The organism is Vibrio sp. CJQ_6 (genome assembly GCF_043106745.1).
Lineage (GTDB): Bacteria > Pseudomonadota > Gammaproteobacteria > Enterobacterales > Vibrionaceae > Vibrio > Vibrio furnissii.
The window spans coordinates 291,798-316,306 of record NZ_JBICMV010000007.1 but is presented as its reverse complement, the minus strand read 5'-3'; the positions used below and the strand labels follow the sequence as shown (position 1 = coordinate 316,306).

Below are 24,509 nucleotides of genomic sequence, written 5' to 3'. Positions count from 1 at the left end.
CGAGGCCAACCTTGTTCAATCAAAAATCCCCTCATTAGAAGAGGGGATTTTTTAGGGCCATTTAGGTGCGTTCAGCAAGGTAGGCTTGGTAGTCTGGGATCTCAATGTCTACTGGTTGTGCCATTAGCTCTGAGTTAAATAGGAACTTCGCGGTGGCGCGGTTGGTTGCGACAGGAATGTTCCACACACTGGCGATACGCAACAGGGCTTTCACATCTGGGTCGTGCGGTACTGCGTTCAGCGGATCCCAGAAGAAAATCATCACATCGATTTTCCCTTCCGAAATCATGGCACCGATCTGTTGATCGCCGCCCATCGGGCCACTGATCATGCTGGTGATCTCAAGGCCAGTCTCTTTGCTGAGCATGTGGCCGGTGGTACCTGTGGCGTAAAGTGAGTGCTTTTGAAGCTTTTCGAGGTTTTCTTTGACCCAGCGCAGCAGCTCGCCTTTGTAGTTATCGTGAGCAACTAATGCGACGTGTTTACTTGCCGCCATGGTGCGCGTTGTTTTTTTCATTGGTTCTTATCCTAATGTGTCTAAGCTTCATGTGTAATAACCAAAAGCGCTTGTCTATTCAACGACTTTTACTTCAAAAGTCGGTCTGAATTCAGATGGAGATAACGATTCAGCAATAATTTGCTCGTCGAGCGTTTCCGGTGTGAGTTTTGCTATTTCGGGAGCCGCGTGGCGCTCATACGCTTCTCCCCTTAAGTAATGAGCGGCCTGACGAATCGACAAACGACCTTGTTCGACCATCTTGTCACTTGGCGCAAACGCCACGCGTTCTCTGAGTAGACCGCGATAAACGCCATGACTCAAGTAGGTTGAGACCAATTGAATCTGATGTTGCTTGTTGGCGTTTCGCAGCTCGCTGATCGCCGCTTCAATGGCGACAGCACTGCCGACGATATATTGAATGCGTGGTTGTTCAATCGCTTGTTGCACTAAATTGCGTTGCAGCTCTTTGTCATTGTCGGCCCACAAGGTGATGGCGATACGAATGTCGCTGTGCCCAATGGCATCATAAAAGCCTTGTACCATGGGTTTGGTGCCGCCGCGTTGTTCTGGCCCCGGTAGAAGGGCAATCGGGGTTAGCCCGCTGCCTGTTGGGTGAAGCCGAGCCAAGTAATCTCCTGCGTAATAGCCCATCCAATACCAATCTACGCCGACACCGCCTTTGAGGTGCGCGCGCTGATCATCGTCTAAGATGAGTTCATTCACGATCGCAAAAACGGGGACATCGCCGGTCAGTTGGCTCAAATCATTGTGATACCCATCGGGTGACACTGTACCGAGCAGAATGGCTTGTGCGCCCCAAGCGATGCAGTCTTTGATTTGCTGCTGTTGCTTCAACTGGCTGGGATAGCCGCCGGCTTCAAGCACTTTGAGCTCAAGGTGTTGTTTGCGCGCTTCATCGACCATGCCGTAGTTGACGGAGAGCCAATACGAGTCTTTGAGGTGTGGGTAGAGCGCACACACTTTGGGTTGCGCCACGGCCATCAAACTCAGCATCGAAGAGGACAAAATCAATAAGGTGGAGAACCAGCGTGACAAATTCAGACAAAGCATGAGGTTATTCATTGGCGAATAGGGATAAACACTGCAAAATATAGCCCAATTTCAGCCGTTAAAGAAGCGACTTAGTAGGTCATCTGTATGCGAATCAGCAAAACCAGTATTGGACATAAATTATTGTTGTCGTTTATCGCGATGGCTTGTCTGGTGCTGTCTTCGGCCATCATTGGCATGTTGGGCTTTTCGCAGGTCTCTAAAACGGAGCGCCAAGTGGTCAACAGCGCCATTCCTGCCATGCTGGAAGCGCGCCAAGTGGCCGAACTGAGTAATCGCATCATCGCATCCGTTCACACGTTGTCGAATGCCACCGACGAAACTCAGCGCAAGCGCGTGGGCAAGCTGCTGTTTGATCAGCTCGATCAGTTACTGGGGCATGTGAAAACGTTGGGACAAGATTCCTCCGATACGCAACTGCTTAGCTCGCTTGAGGCGGATGTACAAAGCGTGATTGATACGTTGGGGCTGCTGGGGCAAGAGGTAGAGCGAAAGCTACAGTTGGCTGACTCACTCGTTGACCAAGCACTTCACATGCGCGCCTCGGCGCAAGAGCTAGAACAGCTCACCCGCACCCAAGTCCTCAACACCAGCACCGTGGCGGTCGCGAATGTCACCCACATTTACGATTTGCTCAAAGAACAACGAAATGATCAGGTGTACCAAGCGCTCGATACGTTAGTTGAAGTCGATTTGGACTTGTCGGAGCGCCTACACGAGCTACACCTCTTGGCGTATAAAGTGCTCAATGAAATCGAAGAGACGCGCACCGTTACCGACATTCAACGCATCGTCGCGCTGCAGCAGGAATTTGTCAGCAACATCGATGTCATGCAACGCCGTGTTCAGGCGGTTGAAGATCCCACACGCTCCAAACAAATGGCGACATTGCTCGCCGCATTGGCGCAAGAGCAAACCATATTTGAAAATTTGATTGCCCGGCATGACAGCACGTTGCGCGCGCAAAAATTGGCCACACAATCGCTGGACCAGTTCGCCTCGTTAAACCAACGCGTCAATCAGTTGGTCGATGCGTCTAACCAATCAGCAACTGCGGCGGTGGTGCAACTGTCGCGAACATTGAGCCTAGCGCAGTGGACACTGTCCGTTCTCAGTGTGATGGGTTTGATCGCCACAACGTTAATCGTATGGCGCGTGGTGTACCAATCGGTGGTGAAACGCTTGGCACGTCATACTGCGGCGCTCCTTTCCGTTGCCAAAGGACAATTACACGTTGAGGTCGACACGCAAGGCCATGATGAACTGGCGGAGATGGGACGAGCCATCGCGACCGCCCGAGATACCGCCAAAGCGCTGAACGTGGTGGCCGAAAGCGAAGTTCAAGCCAAGCGAGAGCTGCAAGAGCATAAAGCGCACCTAGAAGATGTGGTGGAAGAGCGCACCACGCAACTGCGAGAAACCAACCACAAACTCAATCAAGAAGTACTCAACCACGCCAAAGCTCGTTTGGATGCAGAACAGGCCAGCCGCAGCAAATCCGTGTTCCTTGCCACCATGAGCCATGAAATTCGCACGCCGATGAATGGTGTTTTGGGCACGGCGCATCTGCTTCAAGACACGCCATTGTCTGATGTGCAGCGTCATTACGTGAACGTGATTGATCAAAGTGGCCAAAACCTGCTCGCGATTCTCAACGATGTGCTCGATTACTCCAAAATTGAAGCGGGCCATTTGCAGATTCGCCACGCCAATTTCAACCTGCGTCACATGTTGCGTCATGTCTATCAGTTGATGGAAAGTCGCGCCATCGAAAAAGGTGTCACGCTCAATCTGCACGTGGATTCGGATCTCGCGGAGGATTGGCAAGGGGACGAAACGCGTCTTCAACAGGTGCTGAATAATTTGGTCAGCAACGCGATCAAATTCACGCCGCACGGTCACATTGACCTGGCGGTGTACGCGGACCCCGACGACGAACAAAAGCTGCTGTTTGAAGTGTGTGACACGGGCATTGGGATTCATGAAACGGATCAGCAGACCCTGTTTGATGCTTTTACTCAAGCTGAGGCTGGGCTTGCGACACAAGGCGGGACCGGATTGGGGCTGGCGATCAGCCATCGCTTAGTGGCGGCCATGCAAGGCGAACTGCGTTGCGAATCGGTAGTGGGCGAAGGCAGTCGGTTCTATTTCTCATTGGCTTTGGCTTCGGGAGATGTGTGCCATCGTATCGACGAGGTCTCACTTGGCCAAACCGTTGCGCTGACCGTGTTGGTGGTAGAAGACAATGACGTCAATCAACTGGTTGCCGAAGGATTTTTAACGAGTTTGGGACACCATGCGGTGATGGCATCGAACGTGAAAGAGGCGCTGCGTCTTTTTGCCCAGCAGCGTTTTGATGTGGCGCTTTTGGACATCAATTTGCCAGATGGTGATGGCGTCAGCTTGCTCAAACAGCTCAGAGCGTTAGAGCAACAGCATGCACAAACGCCGATTCCGATGATCGCCGTGTCAGCTCATGTCTTTACTGAAGATGTCAGCCGGTATTTGGCTTCGGGATTTGATGGCTATCTGCCTAAACCGCTGGTGAAATCAGCATTGGCAAACACCCTTGCAGCGCACATGGGAGCGCCCAAGTTACCAGAAACCACAGCGCGCAATATGCACTCGATTCAATCTCAACCTCAGTTGATGCACCATCAATCAATGTCACATCAATCAATGCCACATCAATCAAACACGGCATTAGTCAACGTGGCGCAGCTGGAAGAGGATGTCGCAGTGTTGGGCCGAGATAAAATGCGTGAAATCATGACTTACTTTGCCGATGGCGCGCGCCAAGCCTTGGCGATCTTTTCTGCGTCAACGAGTAGTGAAGAAGCCGTGAAACAAGCCGCGCACAAACTCAAAGGTTCGGCTGGCAGCTTGGGTTTAACCCAAGCGATGACACTGTGTCAATCGATTGAACACGCGGATTCACCGCAAGCCAGTGCGCAATCGCTGTATGTTGAGCTGGAAACGACGATCGCTGCTTCGTTGGTAGAGCTGGACGCGCTGTTGTCGCGTGACCGTTAAAGATGCCGTGCGATCGCTAAAACAGCCGCGAATTGAGTACCGACAGCGTAATCAGCGCCTGCGCGGTGTAGTAAGTAAACATCACGACGTGGCGGGAAAATTTGGAGGATGAGCGAAAGCGGTCAATGGCTAACACCAGATCGGAGAGCATGAAGATGCAAGCGCCGGTAAAGGCCAATTTGGCTGAAGTGCTGTTGTAGCTCAGCCAATATTCAGCGGTTGCTGAGCCCATGGCAACGATAATCAAAATGTAAATCGCGACGGGCAATGTCATGGTGCCTAGGTTGGGCAGTAGCAGCAAAAAAGCCAAAATTCCCAGTGCCAGAATCACCGCCGGTGTCCACCACGTGATGGTGCTGACCATTCCCAAATAACCGAGCACATAACAGATGTGCGCCAACAGAAAACTGCTTAAGCCGCTGACAAACTTATCTTTGGGGAGCGACAGCAACACATCCCCAATGGCGGAAAGAATTAAGCCACTGAATATCCAAAACGCAAGATTGGTATCCACGCTGGAAGAGAACGGGATCAACGCCGCCATCAGTAAAACGGGCAGCGGTTTGGAAAGGTAGAATAGCCAACGTGGCCCGCGCTCAATCGAGAACAGATGAATGCAAGAAAACAGCAAAATGCTTGGCCACATGTGATATCCCAAAAAATAAAGGCAGCGCGAAAGGCGCTGCCAAATATTAACAGGATTAACAGGCTGAGAGTAGGGCTTTAACTTATTAGTAAATATGTCAAAGGCTTACACGAGCGCGTTGGTTAAGATTTCACGAGATTCTTTCAGTGTGATCGCTTGGTTTTCGCCCAGTGTCACCATGCCATGTGCTTCCAACTGGTTCACAACTGCATCGACAGCGGCTGCGGCAGTTAAGCCGTGAGCGGCGAATTGAGTTGCGACGTCCAACTGGTGATAGAACGCTTCGATCGCATCAATGGTGCGCTCTGCCAAGTCAGCTGAAGCTTCCAAACCAAAGACGTGGGTTCCCATCTGTTCTAGTTTAGCGCGTTTGGCTTCAATCTGATTACGCAGCAGCGATGGCTGAACAATCGCCAAAGAGCGTGCGTGGTCAACATGCCACAGGGCAGTCAGTTCATGACCAATCATGTGGGTTGCCCAGTCTTGTGGTACGCCCGTACCAATCAAACCGTTCAGCGCTTGGTTTGCACTCCACATTAGGTTTGCACGCCATGCATCGTTGTCACGACCAGCAAAGTCGCGGCCAAGAATCAGCAGGTTCTTCAGCAATGTTTCAGCATAACCGTCTTGCACCATGGCGCCGACTGGGCGTGTGATGTACTGCTCACATACGTGAACCCAAGCATCCACGATACCGTTGATCAGTTGACGTTCTGGCAGTGTTTTCATCACATCAGGATCCATCACTGCAAATTTAGGCTGAACAAACTTCGTCATGAACGAGAGTTTGTCTTGCGTCTCTGCTTTGGTGATCACCGCGCCAGAGTTGGACTCAGAACCGGTCGCTGGCAATGTTAAAATTGCACCAATCGGTGTGGCTTCAGTGACGGCGTGTTTACGTGTCAGGATGTCCCAACCGTCGCCGTCATATTTTGCTGCTGCGGCAACGTATTTAGAGCCGTCAATCACTGAACCACCGCCGACGGCGAGAATGTAATCAATGCCTTGCTCTTTTGCGATAGCGACTGCTTTGTCCAAAGTCTCTTTGGTTGGGTTGGGTTCAACGCCGGAGAACTCCACCCAAGTGTGCTCGCTCAGCGCGGCAACCACTTGGTCGTATACACCGTTGCGCTTGATGGAGCCGCCACCGTAGATCACCAAAACTTTTTGATCTTGAGGAATTTCGTTTTTAACTTGGGCGATTTGAGCCTGGCCAAAGTGAATACGTGTTGGGTTAACGTAGGTAAATAGCATTGATCTCACCTCTTGCTTTAAAAAAGGGGGAAATCCCCCAAAGGCAGTATTTCTTGAATCCAGTATGTCTAGAATCCAGAGTGTCCTGAATCACGCGTTCCACCGATTCAGGAAGTCATGGGGTGCATAATAGTCCTCAATAATCCGATTTTGTAGGGCTATTCGTGCAATTAAATTGCCTAATTCTACAATTTATGGCAGTTTGAGCGAGGTTTGAATACGGAGTGAACAGATGACTGAATTGGCAAAGCTGATGCAACAATATGTTGAACATCATTCATTGCATGAATTAGAAGGCATTGCAGAAACCGCCATTCCTGGGGTTTGGTTTTATCGCAGTGGCGCGGGCAATCAGCGTCGTCCGTTTATTTACCAGTCGGGTATCATCATCTTAGGGCAAGGACAAAAAAACATTCATATTGGTCCCAATCCAGTGCAGTACGGTCCGAATGACTACTTGGTGGTGGGGGTGCCGATGCCCCTTGAGTGTGAAGCGATTGTCGAAGCCGGTAAACCGTTACTTGGGTTGAGCATCGATATCGATCATTCGATTTTGCTCAAACAAGTCGACCTGTTGGAACAGGCTGGGTTCAAGCCTTGCAAGCAGGATAAAGATAATCAATGCGGCCTCAAATCAGTCAATATGGGTGAAGAGATGCTCAACACCTGTAAACGATTAATGCATGCGCTGAACGATGGGTTAGAAGCACAGATTCTGGGAGCGTCGCTCATGGAAGAGATGGTCTACCGTGCATTGACCAGTTGCGAAGGGCACGTGTTATTTGATTTGGCGCATCATGAAGGGCATTACGCGCGTGTGGCGAAGGCGCTCAGTAAAGTGCACCGCGAGTACGATCAGCAGCTCACGGTTCAGCAACTGGCGGAAGAGGCCAACATGAGTATTTCATCCTTCCATCAAGCTTTTCGAGGCGTCACGCTGGAATCGCCACTGCAGTACTTGAAGAAAGTGCGTCTCAATAAAGCCAAAGAATTGATTCAAATAGAAGGCAAGCGGGTGAACGATGCAGCGCGTTTGGTGGGTTACACCAGTCCATCGCAATTTAGTCGTGAATACAAACGCCACTTCAACGAAACCCCACGGGGCGCAAAAGCTGCGTAAAAGAGGAAGTCGAAAGGTGATTGTTTACTCTGTTATCTCATTCGCAGAACGAGGATACTGACAGTCCCCTAAAGAGCATTTTGGTATGCTCCTGTTTAAAGATGCCCACGCCGTCATTTGGTGTGGGCTTTTTTTCGCCTGTTCACCGGCGTCATAAATTAGTTGTTGCTGCAAATTAACCTTGTGACATTTGCGTGATGAACGTTTGTGTTTGCGAGTGATTTTGAAGTTTTGCACTTTAGTCGATGTGAATTCTACCAAGTCACCTAAAGTTGTTTTACGAAAAAAATTAAAGTTTTCAGCGTAAGGACTGAAAGCTTTATTCCCGTGAAACAATAACTTAAGGAAATAAAAATGCGCTTACATCGAGCTAAAGTGTCGAAGAGTGTCTTTACGCTCAGCACTTTGACGGCTTCGTGCCTCATGGCGTTCAACAGCTATGCAGCGGTGGATTGTTCTGCTCTGGCGGAGTGGCAATCTGACACAATTTATACTGGCGGCGATCAGGTTCAATACAACGGGTCTGCGTATCAGGCCAATTATTGGACGCAGAATAACGATCCGGAGCAGTTCTCCGGTGATTACGCGCAGTGGAAACTGCTGGATGCTTGTGCGACCGACGGTGGCGATGACAATCAGGCTCCCAATGCGACATTGACCTCTCCGTCGGCGTCGGATGTGTTGACAACCGGAGATGTGGTGACGCTGGCGGCCAGCGCGTCAGACAGCGACGGGACGATCGCACGTGTCGATTTTCTGGTTGATGGTGTGGTGGTTGCCCAAGCGAGCAGTGCACCGTACAGCGCCACATGGACGGCGGTCGCCGGAACACACCAAATCAGCGCCATTGCTTATGATGACAAGGCACTTGCCAGCACGGCGAGTCAAGTCTCTGTTTCGGTGACAGACAGCACGCAACCGGGCAACGAAGCGCCAACGGTAGACATCACGTTGTCTGCCAGCCAAGTGGATGTGGGGGCCGTGGTGACGCTCACGGCCAATGCTGCAGACGCTGATGGCAGTGTCGACAAAGTCGATTTTTACGTGGCCGGCTCTCTTGTGGGAACGGTCGCTTCTGCACCTTACACCTTGGATTACACCACCACCCGTTCGGGGGCGCTGGCTGTGTTTGCGCGTGCGACTGATAATGTCGGCGCGACAACGGATTCGACCGCGGCGACGCTGACGGTGGCTGCCGGTCCCGTGGTCAGTACCTGTCGTCCCGATGGTTTGTATCAAACCGAAGGGGTCAGTGTGCCGTATTGTACGGTGTACGATGAAGACGGCCGCGAGAAAATGGGTGCCGATCACCCCCGTCGCGTCATTGGGTATTTCACCAGTTGGCGAGCGGGAGACGATGATCAGACCGCTTACTTGGTCAAAGACATTCCTTGGGAACAGCTCACGCACATCAACTACGCGTTTGTCAGCATTGGTTCTGATGGCAAAGTCAATGTCGGTGATGTCAACGATGCCAATAACGCGGCGGTTGGAAAAGAGTGGGATGGCGTTGAAATTGACCCAACGCTGGGCTTTAAAGGCCATTTCGGTGCTCTGGCAACCTACAAGCAAAAATATGGTGTGAAAACGCTGATCTCGATTGGCGGCTGGGCAGAAACGGGCGGGCATTTTGACAATGATGGCAATCGTGTTGCGGATGGCGGTTTCTATACCATGACCACCAACGCAGACGGTTCGATTAATCAACAAGGCATTGAAACCTTTGCTGATTCCGCAGTTGAAATGATGCGAAAATACCGCTTCGATGGATTGGACATTGACTACGAATATCCAACATCGATGGCGGGAGCGGGCAATCCTGACGACACCGCATTCTCTGAATCACGCCGTGCTTACCTGATGAATTCTTATCACGAACTGATGCGTGTGCTGCGTGAAAAACTGGATATGGCGAGCGCTCAAGATGGTGTGCATTACATGCTGACCATTGCCGCGCCATCGTCGGCTTATCTGCTACGTGGTATGGAAACCATGGCGGTGACTCAGTACCTCGATTACGTGAACATCATGTCCTACGACTTACATGGTGCGTGGAACGATCATGTCGGTCACAACGCAGCACTGTACGACACCGGGAAGGATTCTGAACTGGCACAATGGAATGTGTACGGCACGGCGCAATATGGCGGTATTGGTTACCTCAACACCGATTGGGCATTCCACTATTTCCGCGGTTCAATGCCAGCGGGTCGCATCAACATTGGGGTGCCTTACTACACCCGCGGTTGGCAGGGCGTCACTGGTGGTGATAATGGCCTTTGGGGCCGCGCGGCCTTGCCAAATCAAAGCGAGTGTCCAACCGGTACGGGCGAGGGCGAGAAAAACAACTGCGGTTACGGCGCGACGGGCCTAGATAACATGTGGCACGATGTTAACGCCGCTGGTGATGAGATGGGCGCAGGTTCTAACCCAATGTGGCATGCGAAAAACTTAGAGCACGGCATTTGGGGTTCCTATTTAGCGGCCTATGGTTTGGAGCCAACCACCGCACCGCTGGTTGGCACGTATGCCCGTAATTACGACAGTGTGGCGATTGCGCCATGGCTTTGGAACGCAGAGAAGAAAGTGTTCCTGTCGACGGAAGACAAGCAATCCATTGATGTAAAAGCAGATTACGTGATCGATAAAGAGATCGGCGGCATCATGTTCTGGGAACTCGCGGGAGACTACAACTGCTACGTGCTCGATGCTAACGGCCAACGCACCAGCATTGATAGCACGGAACAGGCGTGTGAAAGCGGTCAAGGTGAATACCACATGGGGAACACCATGACCAAAGCCATTTACGACAAGTTCAAAGCGGCGACGCCATATGGCAACACCGTGGCGACGGGCGCGGTTCCGTCTGAAACCGTCGATATCGCTGTGTCGATTGGCGGTTTTAAAGTGGGCGACCAGAACTACCCAATCAATCCGAAAGTCACCTTTACCAACAACACGGGCGTTGATATTCCCGGTGGCACGGCATTCCAGTTCGATATTCCGGTTTCTGCGCCAGACAATGCCAAAGACCAATCGGGTGGTGGCTTGAGCGTCATTGCCTCTGGTCATACGCGTGCAGATAACATCGGCGGTTTGGATGGCACAATGCACCGCGTCGAGTTCTCGCTGCCTGCGTGGAAAACGCTACCAGCGGGCGACAGCTACGAGTTGGACATGGTGTACTACTTGCCGATTTCAGGACCAGCAAACTACAGCGTGAACATTAACGGCGTGGATTATGCCTTTAAGTTTGAACAACCTGATTTGCCGCTTGCGGATCTCTCGTCAGGAAATGGGGGTGACACTGGCGGTGGCGACACTGGCGGCGGAACGACTGAGCCGGGTGATGTTGTGGAATGGGTACCCGGTTCGACGCAAGTGAGCGATGGTACGACGGTGACATACAACGGCAAGTGCTTTGTGGCGCAAAACAGCCCAGGCGTGTGGGAAAGCCCAACACAGACCAATTGGTTCTGGGAGGAAGTGACCTGCCCGTAAAGGGAAGCCACTTTGAAAAAAAACCGTCCTTCGGGGCGGTTTTTTTGTGTGACGGATAACCGACACAGCGCGCTCGGAACAATATCGTCGAATGCGAAGCCTTAACTCGCATGATACCTTAACTCGCTGATAGGAGTGAAGGCTTCGCGTCGGCGTGACTCATGCATGGTTCACGAAGGGGGCGTGAACTGATAGCTTTCCGGCACGACCACAATCCCTTTTTCAGAAATTTGGAAGCGTTTGGCATCCTCAATTCGGTTTAAGCCAATTTGCGTGTGCGGCGGAATTTTAACGTGCTTGTCGATGATGCAGTTGACCAACTGACAACCATCGCCCACTTCCACATCATCAAACAAAATGCTGTCGACAATGGTGGCGCCGTCGTTGATGCGCACACCGGAAGAGACAATCGAGTGCTGCACCGAGCCGCCCGAGTTGATCACGCCGTTGGAAATGATGGAGTTGATAAAGATTCCTTCATTCCCCGTGGCCGATGACACCGTACGTGCTGGCGGAAGCTGTGGTTCGTACGTACGAATCGCCCAGTTTTTTTGGTACAAATTCATGGGCGGAACCGGCTCAAGTAAATCCATATTGGCTTCATAAAATGAGTCAATTGTGCCCACATCGCGCCAGTAGCAATCTTTCGCGACGCGCCCTTTGTCATTGCCAAACTGATATGCGTACACGCTTTGGGTTGGGATCAGCTTTGGAATGATGTCTTTGCCAAAGTCATGACTTGAACCACTGTTTTCTGAGTCTTCATTCAGCGCTTGTTGGAGCGTTTCCATATTAAAAATATAGATGCCCATCGAGGCCAAACTGCGATCAGGTTGTGAAGGCATCGCGGGGGGATCGCTTGGCTTCTCAACAAATGAGGTAATACGGTGTTCATCATCAATGGCCATCACGCCAAACGCTTTGGCTTCTTCGCGTGGCACATCCATGCAAGCGATTGTCAGCGTGGCGCCTTTCTCAATGTGCTCTTCCAGCATCGCCGCATAATCCATGCGGTAAATATGATCGCCGGACAGCACAACGACGTGCTTGGCATCGCTGCGTGACAGTAGCCACATGTTGTGAAACAGCGCATCGGCTGTTCCTTCGTACCATTTGCCACCTTTGCGCATTTGTGGGGGGACCACAGTAATGAACTCGCCCAATTCGGGGTTAAAAATGGACCAGCCATCACGCAGGTGTTTCTGCAATGAATGCGATTTGTATTGTGTCAGCACCAAAATGCGGCGTAAGCCTGAGTGCAGACAGTTCGTGAGGGTAAAATCGATGATGCGATATTTGCCGCCAAATGGTACGGCGGGTTTTGCGCGATCATCGGTGAGGGGGGAAAGTCGTGAGCCCATACCGCCGGCCAACACGACTGCTAAGGTATCTTGCATCTTTTACTCCCTAATCATGTGCAATTCATAACCACTTTAGAGAGTAGTACAAGTTTCACGCCACAATTGGAATGACCGTCAAATATGGGATGTGCGTAGTTTAGTTAATACTAATGCACTAAAACAAGGCATCTTGTGCGTTAAAATTGCACCGTGTTGGTGCTGTGAAAATAGAGGATGATTAAGCGAAGTGAACCATTTCTGCGCTGGTGAGCACGGACACGACATTTCTGCCTGACTCTTTGGATTCGTACAAGGCCATGTCGGCACGTTGATACACTTCTTCAGGCACTTCAGTGATATCCGTCAGGCCGCCGCTGACGGATAAATCTCCTTGATGGAGATCGAACACCGCCACGCGAAGCCGATTGAGGACGGTTTCCGCTTCATCGATTGGTGTGTGAGGCAAAATGATGGCAAATTCTTCGCCACCAATTCGTGCAAGAAAGTCTGATTCGCGCAGTTCATTGCGCAAACATTGGGCAACAGCACGAATGGTTTTATCGCCGCGCGCGTGGCCATATTTGTCATTGATGCGCTTGAAGTGATCAATATCGAGAATCGCCAAGCACGATTGCTCGTGTGCCGGATAGCGTTTGACACGCATGCATTCCGAGCGGAATTCTTGATCAAATTTACGTCGGTTCCAGATGTTGGATAACCCATCTTTTTCACTTTGGTCACGCAATTGGTCTTCCAGCAACTTGCGTTCAGTGATGTCAACAAACGACGCCACGTAGAACTGAATGATGTCGTCATCATCCAGAATGGTCTGAATGCGCAAGATCTCCGTGAGCATCGAGCCATCTTTACGTTGGTTGATCACTTCGCCCTCCCAGAAGCCGTCATTCTGCAGCGCTTGCCACATCTCGACATAGAATTCTGACGTGTGTTTTCCAGAGGCAAACATTGACGGTTGTTGCCCGCTCACTTCTTCAAAGCTGTAGCCACTCAGGCGGGTAAACTCATTGTTGACCTTGATGATGCGATTATTGCGGTCGGTGATGATCACCGCCGACATGCCATTCATCGCCGCGCGCGCCAATTTACTCTCAATGCTGTTTTTCTGATGGTTGTTGTTCCACAACACGAAGATCGAGGCAATCAGGCAAATCAGCGCAAACAGGGCAACCATTTGTAGGGTTAACGTGTTTTTGCTGTTGTGCATCAACGCATGGATTTCGTTATTCTCAACACGCTCCAATAACACCACCGAGGGCACGTTGACCAACGATGCGTTTGGCGAAATCTTCACAAAACTGAACCATTGGCCGTTTTCGGAAATGGTGCCTTGTTCGTCAGAAAGAATGGTATGCCAAAGCTGCGGGAAACGTTGCGCCAAATTAGTGAGCGCGGTGCGATCGTTTGATTCCTCCAGCCGCTGACTCATCAACACATCCCCGTTGAGGTTCAGAATATCGGGCAGCATGGCTGCGCGATTGCTGCCAGCAATTTGCTGATAAATGTAGTTCAGATTGATGTTTGCGACGAAATAGCCTTTGCGCTCGCCATCAAGATCGATTGGGGAGATAAAATAGAGCGACGGTTTGGTGGGCGTCATGTCGGCGCCAGTCGATTGCACACCAAACACGCCGATTTGCCCCGCAGACAAGCTTTGTCCGTAGAGAAAGTAATCTTGCAGCGCGCGGTTTTGCAACTCATCCCGAGTGAGAATTTGCGCTTTCCCTGCTTGATAGTCGACGCGGATCTGTTCTTGGCCTTGAGGGTCAATAAACCTTAAACAGGAATAGACACCTTGTGTTCGCGAGATGAGCAACCAAAAGTCTTCGACATTGGCGATATTGATTGGGGTCGGGTGACGCACGGTCTGATGGAACATGCCGTTGTTGGCTAAGGTGGCGATGGAGGTATAGGCTTCATCGAGCGTCGTGATCAATTCATGCTTACTAAATTCCAATTTCACGCGGTGCTTTTGTTCAATGAGGGCGATCGCGCGTTCATCCAGTTTGTTGAATTCCTGGATGAAGTAGAGCGAGGGAACAAACCCAATAATAAACAGCACAATGAGAAATTGACTGAAGGACTTAGTAAATGATGAAGACATGACGGCTTAGCAAAATGATCAGGCAAACAGTATATCGTGTGTAAATGAGATTTCGCTTCCAAATTTATAGGATCGTGGCTTAGGTCAAACTTACTGGGTGAGTTTTGGTGTTTTCTCACGGGTGCCTATGCAATTTGGGCAGATGATCACTTGTGTTGGTTGCTGATTCAAACAGCAATTTACAATGTAAAGCCAAGGCTTGAGTGCCATTAAGGCATGCTCATGACTTGGGTTAATATTTGAAGTTCATACTCATAGCGCAGGCGCATCATTGCCAGTTGCTGATGCAACAGATCAAGCTGATCGTTCAACTGTTTGTTGGATTTCAGATAGAGTTCCGTGGCGAATGCATTGCTCATCAACCCCGCTTGCTTGCACGCTTCACCAATGTTAAACCACGTTTCCCATTGTTTGGCGACGTCAGTAGGCGTGTCATCGAGCTGGTGTTGCAGTTGTTGAATCTCTTGAATCGCCCGCTTGACGCTACCCAATTGTTGAGTGACGGCGGCTTGAAAATCCTGTTTGTTGTGACGCCACAGAAATTGCAGCTCGGCACGGGAAAACTCTTGGTGCAAGAAAATTGCGTGTTTGAAATTGGGAAGCCAGTGGTTATATTGAGAGGCCAGTAAATTGTAGTGCTGGTCTAAAATCTGTTGCGAAATGAGCGCCTTATTCCAATCTTGTTCTGTACAACGGGCCGCCTGACTGTCGTAAGGTAAAGTCAGGCCGATGATGGCCGTTAACAGAAGTAAGCGCGCTCGTGTTGTTGTTATTGTCGAAGACCGTTCGTGAGTCTAGCTTTAGTATAGAAAATGAGCACAAAACACCATGCCTCATTTTCATGTCATAAGACATCGGAGTAACACCATCAATGAAAAAAGTGCTGATGATTGTGCTTCTCCTCCTCGGCTTAGGCGGGGCGGGAGCTGGTTATTATCTATTCTATTATCAACCGCAACATGAAGCGCACAACGCTGATGCTAGCGTGGATGGCGTGTCGACTTCGCCAGCGATGACCGAAGGCAGTGCGGCCCCCGAACCTGAAAAGCCGGAAGTTTGGGATTATTTTGTCGACTTACCGAAACTGGGTGTGCGTGAAGCCCCGAGTGACGCGGCGTTTATCGAGCGCTTGCTGTATCGCGGTGACAAAGTTCACTTGTTCGAGAAAAAAGAGGGCTGGGGGCGGATCACTCAATATTTCGTGTACAAAGAGGGCGGGCCAGAAGTCGCAGAATGGGTTCCACTCTCTGGATTGGTTGAGGAAGCGCCAGTCATTACGCCAGAAGAGCGTAAAAAAACCTTACTGGGCTACATCGAAAAATCGGACGATTTGCTGCAATTTGAAAGCGTATTCGTGCAAAAAACCGATCAGTTGCTGAAAGATGGCACCTGTTCTCCTGATGATTTTGAAGAGCTGGGCGGTTGGGTTCGTTCGGTGAAGTATCAGGAACGCGATGTGTATTTCGTCTATTGTGGTGGCATGAAACAAGCCAACAAGATCTATCTCAATGTGCAAACCGGTGAGATTTTTTATCGCTAAACCACGTGGAAAGGCGCAGTTGTCCAAAATTTTACTTGAGCAGATGCATACTCAGACTTACACTGCCGGAAATTCTTAGGGTATGCACTGTATGTCTTGGCATGTAATTCGTATTTTCTGGCTTGCTTTGTTTGCGTTGGTTTTACCGATGCAGGCATTGGCATGCCTCGATGCGAAGCCTGCCCATTCACCAGTGACTGCGCCTGCCGCTCTGATTCAGGATCTGTTACATCAATCCACCGAGCGCGACCCACAACCCCTGAGCAAAGCGCCTGCCACTGACACCGAATACGCACGGTCAGCAGTTGCGATTCTGAATTCTGTTCGTTGGCACGCCAGCGAGCGTTATCAACTCAGTGATTCTGATGCCGATCCTCTGGATACGGTTCCGCCTTTCTACCCATTGATGGATTCAAGCCTCGCGCTGCGTTTTGTTGAACGCACGGTGTTGGCGTCCTATCAAGATTTCCATCCTTCTTATCGTCTTTCCGGCTGGAAAGAGACCAACGCGATGTATGTGGCGTTGAACAGCCAGTATTTTCATTAATATTCCACAAATTTAAGGTGACGTTGTCACATTTCTTGTTTTAAAACTCGGCGCATCGCTGAGGGGATATTTATGAAGAAAACCAAATCAAAAGCACCCGCGCGCGTGCTGAACCGCTATTCAACCTGGAAATACGTGGTGTTAGTGGTCACCGTTGTGGTGCTGGCGTTAAGCGCCATTCCAACGTGGTATGGCGAACAGCCATCCATTCAAATTCAATCATCAGGCAACAGTGGCGAACTGGCGAATGTGGTGAGCGTGAACCGCTACCTCACACAGCAAGGGGTTGTGCCGCAAGAGATCACCCAGCAGAACCATCAAATGGTGCTGGTGTTCGAAAACGAAGCCGAACAAACCTTGGCGCGTGAAGCGCTCGACAAGCTGGTCGATGAAGGCGACACCATCACTTACTCTTATGTGTCTGTTGCGCCGAAGTGGTATGGCAAGCTGGGTCTAAACCCCATCAAACTTGGCCTTGACCTGCGTGGCGGCGTGCAATTCTTGTTGAATGTTGATGTTGATAAAGCGTTCCAAGAACAGCGTGACACCATGGTCGATGAAGTCAAAGACATGTTGCGTCGTGAACATCTGCGTGGCGTGCGCGTGCTGTCTCAAGGCGTCGATGGCCTGAGCGTCGATACCAAATCGGATGCTGCATTGACCAAAGTGGCGACCTATTTCAAACAAAATTATTCCGGTTGGGAAGTGAAACGCAGCTCTGACAAGCTGGTGGTAACGCCAACCAAACAAAACAAATTGGAATTCCAATCCGTTACCTTGCAACAGAACCTCAAGATCATGCGCGATCGTATTGAGGAATTGGGGATCACCGAAGCCTTAGTACAACGCCAAGGTGAGCACAGCATTCGTATCGAACTGCCTGGTGTACAAGATCCATCTCAGGCGAAAAATGTGATTGGTGCGACCGCAAGCCTCGCGTTTTACGAAGCGAAAACAGGCTCTGACGCGATGTCTAACGATTCGCTGGTATTGAAAGACAACAACGGCAGAACCGTGGTGTTGAATAAACGCCCAGTTCTCACTGGCGATCACATCGTGAATGCGCGTGCTGGCGTCGATAACATGGGCCTGTCGGAAGTCAACATCTCGCTTGACCATGCTGGCGGCAAGATCATGAGCGACTTCTCCGGTAAGCGCATCGGCAAGCCGATGGCCACGGTGTATCGCGAGTACAAAACCAATGCTCGCGGCGAAACCGAACGTAGTGAACGCGTGATCAGCGTGGCAACGATTCAGTCTCAACTGGGCAGCCAATTCCGCATCACAGGCGCAGGGTCTGCCGATGAAGCGCAACAACTGGCGCTGCTGTTGCGTGCGGGTTCATTGACCGCGCCAGTCACAATTGTTGAAGAACGTACCATTGGTGCATCACTGGGTGCAGAGAACATTGAAAATGGTTTCTCAGCGTTGGCATTGGGTATGGCGATGACCTTGACCTTTATGGCGTTGTGGTATCGCCGTTTGGGTTGGGTGGCGAATTTAGCGTTGCTGGCTAACATGGTGTGCTTGCTGGGTTTGATCGCTTTACTACCTGGTGCAGTATTAACCCTGCCGGGGATTGCCGGTTTGGTTCTGACGGTCGGTATGGCCGTGGATACCAACGTACTAATTTTCGAACGTATCAAAGATAAATTGAAAGAAGGCCGCAGCTTCGCGCAGGCGATTGATTTGGGCTTTAGTAGTGCATTCAGCACCATCCTTGATGCCAACATCACCACCATGATCACGGCGCTTATCCTGTACTCCATCGGTAACGGGCCAATTCAGGGCTTCGCTCTGACTTTGGGACTGGGTCTGTTGACCAGTATGTTTACCGGCGTGTTTGCTTCACGCGCGATTATTAACTTGGTTTGGGGACGCGACAATCGTCGTGATGTAAGGGTGTAAATCATGATTGAATTTCTAAAAGCGCGCATGCGCAAAATCCGTTATATCACCAGCGTTCTGTCGATTGCGTTGATGGTGATCTCGTTGGCCGCGTTGGCGATTCGTGGCCTGAACATGGGCCTTGATTTCACCGGCGGGATGGTGACTGAAGCGATGGTGAATAGTGAAGTGACTAACCATCAACTGCTGGATGCGCTGAAACCGACGCTCGGAGATTCTGTCTCCGTGACCAAATCGGGTGAGGATGGCCGCTGGGTGATTCGTTACCCACTGGCGGAAGAAGGACATGATGCGCCGGATATGGATCATCTGCTCAACCAAATTTCCGACCACGTGGAGATCATCAGCAACAGCATGGTTGGCTCTCAAGTGGGTCAGGATTTGGTTGATCAAGGCGGCTTGGCGCTGATGCTGTGTATGATCTGTATTTTGGGATATTTGTGTTTCCGTTTTGAATGGCGTTTGGCAAGCGGTGCTTTGCTGGCGCTGGTTCACGACGTTGTTTTGGTGCTGGGCTTCTTTGCGCTGACACAAATGGAGTTTAACTTAACGGTCTTTGCGGCAGTGTTGGCGGTGCTGGGTTACTCGCTCAATGACTCCATCATTATCGCGGACCGAATTCGTGAATTGTTGCTGGCGAAACAAAAAACGCCTACGCCAGACATCAATGACCAAGCGGTTATTGCGACGTTCTCGCGCACCATGGTGACCTCAGGTACAACCTTGATCACGGTTGCTGCGCTGTGGTTGATGGGGGGCGCGCCCTTGGAAGGATTCGCGACGGCCATGTTCATCGGCATTATTTCCGGGACTTGGTCATCGATCTCGATCGGTACTGTGTTACCGGAATGGCTCAAACTCGAACCGAAACACTATTTACCCGTGGAAGTGGACTTAGCGCCATAATTGATACCACCTCGTTTAAGGCCGGCTTTGCCGGCCTTTTTTATGCTGAAATCGCAGGAATCATCGATGGTATTCACGATGTGTGCACTCAAATAAACGCGAAGGTCTGACCACAATAAAGTGATGAATAAGCAGATATTATTAGTTTATTTCGCTATCAATGAATTCAAATAAGCCCATTTTGTTATTCTAACTTCACTAACAGAGATAATTAATAACATTGTTATTTAATTAAAAATGAAAGTTATTTATTATTTTCTCACCTATTTCGTGCGTGATAATTATTTTGATCACCATAAAAGTGCAATCAGAATGCAATTTATTGGTGCAGGTGACCCACAATGGTTATTTAGATCTGCTGCACGTTTTTGATTACATTGATACATTCGAAGTCTTGAGTGAAATGAATGTAATGTTATGCTTTTCTATTAATTTCAATTGGTTATGGTTTTTGGTCTTGATTTCTTTCAGCGAGAAAGGTTATGAAATCAATGACCTATGTTTATTTAACAATAAATCAACATTTCATGGCTTGTGAGAACTAAATCAAATTTATTAGAAAACGCTAAACTTTAATTTGAATTGTCACAATCACCGATTAGTTTAAATAAAGAGCGACAAACAATTCTTCTTTGCAAAGGAATATATATTTCGTCGGTTGATGTTATTTTTGCTGTTGGCATCAAGTTCAAAAAAGATTTTCAACCTACTGTTATTTTTTGAATGGAGTCATAAATGAAAAAAGTCGCTTTGATCACAGGGTCAAAAGGTGGAATTGGTTCGGCCATTTCAACACAGTTGGTCGATGACGGTTATCGCGTCATCGCTACTTACTTTACTGGAAACTATCAATGTGCTCTGGACTGGTTTACTGAAAAACAGTTCACCGAAGACCAAGTTCGCCTGTTCGAACTCGATGTGACCAACACGCAAGAATGTGCAGAACGACTCAGTGCTTTGCTTGAAGAAGAAGGCACCATCGACGTCGTGGTGAACAACGCGGGTATTACGCGTGATGGCGTATTCAAAAAAATGTCGGCGGCTTCTTGGAAGGAAGTGATCGACACCAACCTCAACAGCTTGTTTAACGTGACACAGCCTTTGTTCTCCGCCATGTGCGAAAAAGGGGGAGGCCGTGTCGTCAACATCTCTTCCGTGAATGGGCTCAAAGGTCAGTTTGGTCAAACCAACTACTCTGCAGCGAAAGCAGGCATGATTGGTTTTTCAAAAGCATTGGCCGCGGAAGGCGCGCGCAGTGGTGTGACCGTGAACGTGATCGCGCCGGGATATACAGCAACGCCCATGGTCGAACAAATGCGTCCAGAAGTGCTGGAATCCATTGTGCAAACTATCCCCATGCAACGCTTGGCTAAGCCAGAAGAAATTGCGTCTGCAGTGAGCTTTTTGGTGAGTGACGCGGGCGCGTATATCACCGGTGAAACGCTGTCGGTGAACGGCGGCTTATACATGCGTTAAGGGGGCGAAAAGATGGAAAAAGTATTTATTGTTGCTGCCAAACGCAGCCCAATTGGTGCCTTTGGCGGCACGTTGAAAAATGTCTCAGCTGGCAAGTTGGCCGCCGATGTCATCAAAGGCGCGCTACAGGCAGGCAATGTCGATGTAAATCACGTTGATGAAGTGATCATGGGGCATGTGATTAGTGCCGGTCAGGGAATGGGCGTGGGGCGTCAAGCCGCCATGTTTGCCGGTATTCCCGAGGAAGTCCCAGCGTATGGCGTCAATATGGTGTGTGGCAGTGGCATGAAAACGGTCATGGATGCGGTGGCGCATATTCGTGCTGGCGACATTTCGGTAGCCGTCGCAGGTGGTGTGGAAGTGATGTCACAAATCCCGTTTGTGACACCGAGTTCCCTGCGCGATGGCCAAAAAATGGGCGGCTTTGAAATGAAAGATCTGCTCATCAACGATGGTTTAACCGATGTGTTCAACCAATACCACATGGGCGTGACTGCAGAGAATATCGCCAAGCAATTTGAGATCACGCGTGATGCGCAAGATGCGTTTGCGCTAGAGAGTCAGCAAAAAGCAGTCGCAGCCATTGAAGCGGGCAAGTTCAACGATGAGATTGTCCCCATCGCCGTGCAACAGCGCCGTGACACCATCACTTTCTCCGTCGATGAGTACCCCAAAGCGGGTGCAACGCTCGCTGGTCTGCAAGGGTTGCGTCCTGCGTTTGATAAAGAAGGCTCGGTGACGGCTGGAAATGCGTCGGGCATCAATGATGGTGCCAGTGCAATCATCGTCGCATCACAATCGGCGGTTGACGAGTATGGTTTTGAACCCTTGGCGGAAATCTTGGGTTATGCCCAAACCGGTATCGATCCGCGCGTCATGGGGCTTGGTCCTGTCAGTGCGGTGACACAAGCGCTGGAAAAAGCAGAGCTGGGCATCGATCAAATTGACCTATTTGAGCTCAATGAAGCCTTTGCCGCTCAGGCATTAGGAGTGGTTCACGGGTTGTCGGCGGAACATAACGTGTCAACCGATTCCATTTTGGCCAAGTCGAATGTCAATGGGGGCGCAATCGCCCTCGGGCATCCGCTGGGCGCGTCAGGTAACCGCATTCTGGTTACGTTAGTTCACGAGTTAAAACGTCGCGGTAACGATTACGGTGTGGCATCCCTGTGTGTGGGTGGTGGCATGGGTACGGCGATCGTTATTAAAGCGTTGTAATCACAGTTCAGATATTTACTTCAATCACTAGGAGATACGTCATGTACACGGATTTTTTTAAAACGTTCACGGACCAAACTGAAAAGACACTGGAACCCTATGTAAAATTCAACAAGTTGGTGGCTAAAAATGTTGAAGTGTTGACTGAGCTGCAACTCAGCTCAATTCGCACATATAGCGAAATGGGTTTGGCGCAAATGAAGGCGGCCAGCGAAGTGAAAGACACGGCCACATTGACGACGTTCAGTTCCCAGCAAATGGGTGTGCTGAGCAAGCTGTCTCAGCAAATGATGGATGACAGCAACAAGCTGCAATCTATTGCGAAAGAGTTTAAAGAAGACATCGACAAACTTGCTTCAGAAAACCTTAAGTCAGTGACCCCCGCATAACACTGTACTTTCGCGCCGCCCTCGGGCGGCGCTTTTTCTGTTTAAGGAGTAAGTCTATGTTTCAACATGTCTTTACGGACTATCTTGTACAACTGCAAGAGGCCAACCACCGCTGGTGGCAAGACTTCGAAGTGAACAAGGCAGCCGTTAACACCCCACTGAACAAAGCGTTGCAGGAAGTGAACTGGGATGATTCAGTGCAGTTTTTAGAAAAGGCTGCTCATCAACCGGCAGCGCTACTGCAACTGCAAACCGAATGGTGGGAGCAACAATTAAAAATTTGGCAAACGGTGGTACTGGAAGGTAAGCAAGAGGCCATTGTCGACAGCGAACTCGGTGACAAGCGTTTCGCTGGTGATTCGTGGCAGTCCGACCCGTTTTTCAACTTCATCAAGCAGTCGTATCTGCTTTACAGCAAAACCTATCTGGACACCATTCACTCGATTGAGGGCTTAGATGAGAAAGCCAAAGAACGCATTCTGTTCTTTTCGCGTCAGTCCATCAATGCACTGTCACCAAGCAACTTCATTGCCACCAATCCCGAGCTGCTGAAACTGACCGTGGAACAAAACGGGGAGAATCTGCTGAAAGGATTGGAACTGCTGAAAGAAGATGTCGAATCGAGCGCCGAAATCCTCAAAATTCGTATGACCAACAACAACGCCTTTCGTTTGGGTGAAGATGTGGCCAATACGGCAGGCGAGGTGGTGTTCAAAAATGATCTGTTTGAGCTGATTCAATACAAACCGCTGACGGAAACCGTGCATTCAACGCCATTGCTGATTGTGCCGCCATTCATCAATAAGTACTACATTCTTGATTTGCGCGAAAAGAACTCGCTGGTGCGCTGGCTGGTGGAGCAGGGGCATACGGTGTTTATGATGTCTTGGCGGAATCCCGGTAAAGCGCAAGCCAATGTCAACTTCGAAGACTATGTCCTCGACGGCGTGGTAAAAGCGGTCACCGCCATTGAGTCGATTACGGGTCAAGAGCAAATCAATGCCGCGGGGTATTGCATTGGTGGCACCGTTTTGGCGACGACCATTGCGTATTACGCGGCAAAACGTATGAAAAAACGCATTAAATCCGCCAGTTTCTTCACCACGTTGCTCGATTTTTCACAACCGGGTGAAGTCGGTGCCTACATCAACGACACCATCATCAGCGCGATTGAAATGCAAAATAACGCCAAAGGCTACATGGATGGTCGCTCGTTAAGTGTGACGTTCAGTTTGTTGCGTGAAAACAGCTTGTATTGGAACTACTACGTCGACAACTACCTCAAGGGCAGCAGCCCGGTCGACTTCGACCTGTTGTATTGGAACAGCGACAGCACCAACGTTGCCGCAGCCACGCACAACTTCTTGCTGCGTGAACTTTATTTGGACAACAAGCTGGTGCAGGATAAAGGCGTGAAAGTCGGCGGGGTGTGGATTGACCTCGATAAGATCAAAATTCCAAGCTATTTCATCTCGACCAAAGAAGACCATATTGCGCTGTGGCAGGGCACTTACCGTGGCGCCCTAAAAACGGGTGGCAACAAAGTGTTTGTTCTGGGAGAGTCCGGCCACATTGCGGGCATCGTGAATCATCCCGACAAAAACAAATATGGTTTTTGGACCAATGACACGCTAGAAGACTCGGCCGAAGAGTGGTTAGACAGTGCGCAACGTACCGAAGGCTCATGGTGGACACATTGGGATACGTGGCTCACCGCGTTCAGTACCAAAGAGCAAGTCGCGCCATATCCGATTGGGAATGACGAATATCCGGTGATTGATGTCGCGCCAGGGCAATACGTCAAACAAGTTCTTCCCATTGCGGATGTGGATTAGTTGAACGTGAATGCGCCATCGAATCCCCCTCGTGGCGCTTCTTTCTCTTCATTAAATCAAGCAATAATCTCTCACATTGTTTCCTGTTTTAACGCCGTGCGATG

18 protein-coding genes are annotated in these 24,509 nt (G+C 50.1%); 11 read left to right on the top strand and 7 right to left on the bottom strand.

Annotation, left to right across the window (positions count from 1 at the left end):
* Positions 1–61 precede the first annotated feature (61 nt).
* Positions 62–517: a methylglyoxal synthase gene (locus tag ACF8PK_RS02085; protein ID WP_004726723.1), complete on the bottom strand. Its 456-nt coding sequence runs from the start codon at positions 515–517 to the stop codon at positions 62–64.
* 54 nt (positions 518–571) lie between these two features.
* Positions 572–1,570: a TMAO reductase system periplasmic protein TorT gene (gene torT, locus ACF8PK_RS02080; RefSeq protein ID WP_154179837.1), complete on the bottom strand. Its 999-nt coding sequence runs from the start codon at positions 1,568–1,570 to the stop codon at positions 572–574.
* An 87-nt stretch (positions 1,571–1,657) separates the two neighbouring features.
* On the opposite strand from torT, the gene torS reads away from it, so the two are divergent.
* Positions 1,658–4,603: a TMAO reductase system sensor histidine kinase/response regulator TorS gene (gene torS, locus ACF8PK_RS02075; RefSeq protein WP_392439895.1), complete on the top strand. Its 2,946-nt coding sequence runs from the start codon at positions 1,658–1,660 to the stop codon at positions 4,601–4,603.
* Between the two features lie 16 nt (positions 4,604–4,619).
* Here the strand turns inward: torS and ACF8PK_RS02070 are convergent, their stop codons facing one another.
* Positions 4,620–5,249: a lysoplasmalogenase gene (locus ACF8PK_RS02070; protein ID WP_004726719.1), complete on the bottom strand. Its 630-nt coding sequence runs from the start codon at positions 5,247–5,249 to the stop codon at positions 4,620–4,622.
* A gap of 105 nt (positions 5,250–5,354) precedes the next feature.
* Positions 5,355–6,503 carry an iron-containing alcohol dehydrogenase gene (locus ACF8PK_RS02065; RefSeq protein WP_392439893.1) on the bottom strand — a complete coding sequence of 383 codons (1,149 nt, stop codon included), beginning with the start codon at positions 6,501–6,503 and terminating at the stop codon, positions 5,355–5,357.
* Between the two features lie 232 nt (positions 6,504–6,735).
* On the opposite strand from ACF8PK_RS02065, the gene ACF8PK_RS02060 reads away from it, so the two are divergent.
* Both ACF8PK_RS02060 and ACF8PK_RS02055 read left to right on the top strand, forming a co-directional pair.
* Positions 6,736–7,623 carry an AraC family transcriptional regulator gene (locus ACF8PK_RS02060; protein ID WP_232658966.1) on the top strand — a complete coding sequence of 296 codons (888 nt, stop codon included), beginning with the start codon at positions 6,736–6,738 and terminating at the stop codon, positions 7,621–7,623.
* Between the two features lie 354 nt (positions 7,624–7,977).
* Entirely contained in the window at positions 7,978–11,124 is a 3,147-nt protein-coding gene (locus tag ACF8PK_RS02055; RefSeq protein WP_392439890.1) for a chitinase C-terminal domain-containing protein, read from the top strand.
* Positions 11,125–11,294: 170 nt separating this feature from the next.
* Here ACF8PK_RS02055 and glgC read toward each other — a convergent pair whose 3' ends face one another.
* The 3 genes from glgC to ACF8PK_RS02040 all read right to left on the bottom strand — a co-directional run bounded on the left by glgC (position 11,295) and on the right by ACF8PK_RS02040 (position 15,161).
* Positions 11,295–12,521: a glucose-1-phosphate adenylyltransferase gene (gene glgC, locus ACF8PK_RS02050; protein WP_055465214.1), complete on the bottom strand. Its 1,227-nt coding sequence runs from the start codon at positions 12,519–12,521 to the stop codon at positions 11,295–11,297.
* 181 nt (positions 12,522–12,702) lie between these two features.
* On the bottom strand, positions 12,703–14,586 hold the full coding sequence (locus ACF8PK_RS02045) for a diguanylate cyclase (protein WP_199251498.1): 1,884 nt from the start codon (positions 14,584–14,586) through the stop codon (positions 12,703–12,705).
* Positions 14,587–14,795: 209 nt separating this feature from the next.
* Complete coding sequence (locus ACF8PK_RS02040) at positions 14,796–15,161, bottom strand: hypothetical protein (RefSeq protein WP_392439888.1); 366 nt, start codon at positions 15,159–15,161, stop codon at positions 14,796–14,798.
* Positions 15,162–15,457: 296 nt separating this feature from the next.
* On the opposite strand from ACF8PK_RS02040, the gene ACF8PK_RS02035 reads away from it, so the two are divergent.
* From ACF8PK_RS02035 to phaC, 8 genes are all read left to right on the top strand, one after another.
* Entirely contained in the window at positions 15,458–16,126 is a 669-nt protein-coding gene (locus tag ACF8PK_RS02035) for a hypothetical protein (RefSeq protein WP_014257391.1), read from the top strand.
* Positions 16,127–16,217: 91 nt separating this feature from the next.
* On the top strand, positions 16,218–16,673 hold the full coding sequence (locus ACF8PK_RS02030; protein ID WP_392439886.1) for a hypothetical protein: 456 nt from the start codon (positions 16,218–16,220) through the stop codon (positions 16,671–16,673).
* Positions 16,674–16,745: 72 nt separating this feature from the next.
* Positions 16,746–18,581, top strand: a complete 1,836-nt coding sequence (gene secD / locus ACF8PK_RS02025; RefSeq protein WP_004726707.1) for a protein translocase subunit SecD — start codon at positions 16,746–16,748, stop codon at positions 18,579–18,581.
* 3 nt (positions 18,582–18,584) lie between these two features.
* Complete coding sequence (secF, locus tag ACF8PK_RS02020; RefSeq protein ID WP_392439883.1) at positions 18,585–19,487, top strand: protein translocase subunit SecF; 903 nt, start codon at positions 18,585–18,587, stop codon at positions 19,485–19,487.
* Between the two features lie 735 nt (positions 19,488–20,222).
* Positions 20,223–20,963, top strand: a complete 741-nt coding sequence (locus ACF8PK_RS02015; protein WP_004726705.1) for an SDR family oxidoreductase — start codon at positions 20,223–20,225, stop codon at positions 20,961–20,963.
* Positions 20,964–20,975: 12 nt separating this feature from the next.
* Positions 20,976–22,181 carry an acetyl-CoA C-acetyltransferase gene (locus tag ACF8PK_RS02010; RefSeq protein ID WP_392439881.1) on the top strand — a complete coding sequence of 402 codons (1,206 nt, stop codon included), beginning with the start codon at positions 20,976–20,978 and terminating at the stop codon, positions 22,179–22,181.
* Positions 22,182–22,222: 41 nt separating this feature from the next.
* Positions 22,223–22,570 (top strand): phasin family protein, encoded by a 348-nt coding sequence (locus ACF8PK_RS02005; RefSeq protein ID WP_004726703.1) that lies wholly within the window; start codon positions 22,223–22,225, stop codon positions 22,568–22,570.
* Between the two features lie 56 nt (positions 22,571–22,626).
* Positions 22,627–24,405, top strand: a complete 1,779-nt coding sequence (gene phaC, locus ACF8PK_RS02000; RefSeq protein WP_158108558.1) for a class I poly(R)-hydroxyalkanoic acid synthase — start codon at positions 22,627–22,629, stop codon at positions 24,403–24,405.
* Positions 24,406–24,509 lie beyond the last annotated feature (104 nt).

Coding starts and splice junctions, on each gene's coding strand:
- torT (WP_154179837.1), bottom strand. CDS start 1,570: ATGCTTTGTCTGAATTTGTCACGCTGGTTCTCCACCTTATTGATTTTG.
- ACF8PK_RS02085 (WP_004726723.1), bottom strand. CDS start 517: ATGAAAAAAACAACGCGCACCATGGCGGCAAGTAAACACGTCGCATTA.
- ACF8PK_RS02035 (WP_014257391.1), top strand. CDS start 15,458: ATGAAAAAAGTGCTGATGATTGTGCTTCTCCTCCTCGGCTTAGGCGGG.
- ACF8PK_RS02065 (WP_392439893.1), bottom strand. CDS start 6,503: ATGCTATTTACCTACGTTAACCCAACACGTATTCACTTTGGCCAGGCT.
- phaC (WP_158108558.1), top strand. CDS start 22,627: ATGTTTCAACATGTCTTTACGGACTATCTTGTACAACTGCAAGAGGCC.
- secF (WP_392439883.1), top strand. CDS start 18,585: ATGATTGAATTTCTAAAAGCGCGCATGCGCAAAATCCGTTATATCACC.
- torS (WP_392439895.1), top strand. CDS start 1,658: ATGCGAATCAGCAAAACCAGTATTGGACATAAATTATTGTTGTCGTTT.
- ACF8PK_RS02015 (WP_004726705.1), top strand. CDS start 20,223: ATGAAAAAAGTCGCTTTGATCACAGGGTCAAAAGGTGGAATTGGTTCG.
- ACF8PK_RS02045 (WP_199251498.1), bottom strand. CDS start 14,586: ATGTCTTCATCATTTACTAAGTCCTTCAGTCAATTTCTCATTGTGCTG.
- ACF8PK_RS02055 (WP_392439890.1), top strand. CDS start 7,978: ATGCGCTTACATCGAGCTAAAGTGTCGAAGAGTGTCTTTACGCTCAGC.
- ACF8PK_RS02070 (WP_004726719.1), bottom strand. CDS start 5,249: ATGTGGCCAAGCATTTTGCTGTTTTCTTGCATTCATCTGTTCTCGATT.
- ACF8PK_RS02060 (WP_232658966.1), top strand. CDS start 6,736: ATGACTGAATTGGCAAAGCTGATGCAACAATATGTTGAACATCATTCA.
- secD (WP_004726707.1), top strand. CDS start 16,746: ATGAAGAAAACCAAATCAAAAGCACCCGCGCGCGTGCTGAACCGCTAT.
- ACF8PK_RS02010 (WP_392439881.1), top strand. CDS start 20,976: ATGGAAAAAGTATTTATTGTTGCTGCCAAACGCAGCCCAATTGGTGCC.
- ACF8PK_RS02030 (WP_392439886.1), top strand. CDS start 16,218: ATGTCTTGGCATGTAATTCGTATTTTCTGGCTTGCTTTGTTTGCGTTG.
- glgC (WP_055465214.1), bottom strand. CDS start 12,521: ATGCAAGATACCTTAGCAGTCGTGTTGGCCGGCGGTATGGGCTCACGA.
- ACF8PK_RS02005 (WP_004726703.1), top strand. CDS start 22,223: ATGTACACGGATTTTTTTAAAACGTTCACGGACCAAACTGAAAAGACA.